This is a genomic window from Mesorhizobium sp. M7A.F.Ca.CA.002.15.2.1, assembly GCF_003998715.1.
Lineage (GTDB): Bacteria > Pseudomonadota > Alphaproteobacteria > Rhizobiales > Rhizobiaceae > Mesorhizobium > Mesorhizobium ciceri.
Map to the genome: position 1 here is coordinate 1 of NZ_RZPI01000749.1, position 2547 is coordinate 2547.

General features: G+C 62.9%; 4 protein-coding genes. All 4 read right to left on the reverse strand.

Going from position 1 to position 2547, the window contains the following annotated elements:
• Positions 1 to 510, reverse strand: a 510-nt coding sequence (locus tag ENZ74_RS28660) for a TetR/AcrR family transcriptional regulator (protein WP_164761278.1), incomplete at its 3' end; no start/stop codon positions are given.
• Positions 511 to 675: 165 nt separating this feature from the next.
• Positions 676 to 1707 carry a phosphotransferase family protein gene (locus ENZ74_RS28670; RefSeq protein WP_063168970.1) on the reverse strand — a complete coding sequence of 344 codons (1032 nt, stop codon included), beginning with the start codon at positions 1705 to 1707 and terminating at the stop codon, positions 676 to 678.
• Complete coding sequence (locus ENZ74_RS28675) at positions 1704 to 2189, reverse strand: MaoC family dehydratase (protein WP_263484965.1); 486 nt, start codon at positions 2187 to 2189, stop codon at positions 1704 to 1706. Before ENZ74_RS28675 ends, ENZ74_RS28670 begins: the two co-directional genes overlap by 4 nt.
• Before the next feature lie 39 nt (positions 2190 to 2228).
• Positions 2229 to 2547, reverse strand: a 319-nt coding sequence (locus ENZ74_RS28680; protein ID WP_127313173.1) for an SDR family oxidoreductase, incomplete at its 5' end; no start/stop codon positions are given.

Here is a 2547-nt window from a genome sequence, read left to right on the forward strand (position 1 = left end):
GATCGTGCCGTGGCCAACCGCCCACAGCATGGTGGCGATGGCGCGCGGATCGCCCTGCAATTTTCCGGCGGCAACGCAGGCCTCGACCCGGCTGATCAGCGCCTTCATCGCCGGGTTGCTCTCTTCCATGTCGTCGTAGCTCCTGCCTTCCGGCAGCTTGGTCTTTTCGGTCATGAATACGGTGCGGTATTCGTTGGGATTGCCGAGCCCGAAGGCGGCATATTCCGTCATCACCGCCTGCAAGGCTGCGATCGGATCATCGGACGGATGCTCCTCGATGCGGCGAGCAAGCGTCTCGAATGCGTCCTCGGCCAGAGCGAACAGGATGTCCTGCTTGTCGGCGAAGTAGGAATAAACGGACATCGGGGCGTAGCCGACCCGCTTGGCCAGCTTGCGGATGGTCAGGCCCTCATAGCCCTCTTCCTGGACAAGCTTATGCGCGGCCTCGAGCAATTCGGAGCGCAGTTCTGCTTTTTGTTTCTCGCGGCGTGTCTGGACGCTCTGCGGCAAGATCTGGTGCCTTCGGTTGGGTTGGTGGCTGGCTAAATTATATACGCTGTACGGAAACGGACAAGGGCACGGGAAGTTCCCAAACGGTATGCTTCGGATCGTGCCGACGCTTTTCGAATTTTGGCAGCCCCGTGATCAGCACCGTTCCTCTCTCGAAATGGCCCATCACGCCTCCCTGTCGATCAGTTCTGCGGCAAGACACGAAAGCAGTTTCACCGCCTCGCCATAGGTTTTCGCCTTCTCGGGATTGGAGGCGTTGCCGTCCAGCGCCCGCTTGAAGACGCCCTGGCAGATGGCAGCCAGCCGGAAGAAGGAAAAGGCGAGGAAGAACGTCCAGTTGCCGATACCGGTGAGCCCGCGCCGCCGGCAGTAGGCGGCGACGTAGTCCTCTTCGGAAGGCAGGCCGAGTGCGGAACGATCGATACCGCCCAGGCCGCGAAAGCCGGAAGCGTGCGGCAGCCGCCATTGCATGCATTGATAGGCGATATCGGCGAAGGGGTGGCCTGATGTCGAAAGTTCCCAGTCGAGCACTGCCAGAACCGTTGGCCGGTCCGGCGCGAAGATCAGATTGTCCAGCCGGTAGTCGCCATGGACCAGTGAGATCCGGCCGTCATCTACGGGCATATGCGTTTCCAACCAGGCAATCAGCCGGTCCATGTCGGCGACGGTGCCGGTTTCCGAGGCACGGTACTGGCTCGTCCAGCGCGCCAGTTGGCGCTCGAAATAATTGCCCGGCCGGCCGAAATCGCCGAGCCCCACAGTCTCGACATCGACCTCGTGCAGGGCGGCGAGGGTGTCGTTCATGGCATCGTAGATGGCGGCGCGTTCATCATTGTCGCCAGCCTCCGGCAGAGCCGGATCCCAGAAAATGCGGCCGTCGAGGAAATCCATCACGTAGAACATGCGGCCGATGGGCGAGCCTTCCGCCGACAGATGCAGCATGGCCGGCACAGGCACGGCGGTGCCGGCAAGCGCGCTCATCACCCTGAATTCGCGGTCGACCTGGTGCGCCGATTTCAGCAATTGCCCCGGCGGCTTGGCGCGCAGCACGTAACGGCCGCTTGCCGCCGTCAAAAGGTAGGTCGGGTTCGATTGGCCGGATTTGAACTTCTCGACTGCCGCAAGCCCGGAAAAGCCCGGTATGTTCGCCTCGAGGTAAGGCGCAAGCGCTGCCTGGTCGAGAACGGGATCACTCATGCCGTCTCGGGCTGGCGTTCGATCAAGGTCAGCGTCAGCCAGCGCGCGGTCAGTGCCGGCTTCTTCGAACCCTCGATCTCGATCGTCACGTCATGCGCGGTCTGCACCCAGCCCGACGGCCTGACCTTGACGTCGGCCAGCACGAAACGCGTGCGGATGCGCGCGCCGGTTTTCACCGGCGCCAGGAAGCGCAGCGAATCGAAGCCGTGGTTGACGCCCATCTTGCCGTTTTCCAGCGGCGGCATGGTCTCGAAGGTCATCGCCGACAACAGCGACAGCGACAGGAAGCCGTGCGCGATGGTGCCGCCGAACGGCGTTTCACGCATCGCCCGCTCCGGATCGCAGTGGATGAACTGATGGTCGTCCGTGGCGTCGGCGAACTGGTCGATCATGCGTTGCGTGACCACCCGCCACGGCGACACGCCGACCTCCTTGCCGACACTGGCCAGAAGCACATCGAGACTGATCGGTTCCACGCTCATGTCCTCCAGTTCACCCCCGGCTTCTGTGGCCGGAAAATGTCATTCCTTGAACAAGGTCAGCCCATGCTGCACCGACTGTCCGCCGTCGATCGGCAAGATGGCGCCAGTGACATAGCTGCCTGCACGGCTGCACAAATAGAGCGTTGCGCCGGCGATGTCATCCGGTGCGCCGATACGGCCGATCGGAACATGGCTGCCGACGTGCCTGGCCTGTTCCTCTGTGGCGGTGGCAAATGCCGTCATCCGGCTCTGGAAGGGGCCGGGGGCAAAGGCGTTGACGGTGATGCGGCGGGCGGCGAACTCGAGCGCCAGTGTGCGCGTCAGATGATGAACCGCAGCCTTCGAGGCGGTGTAGGAA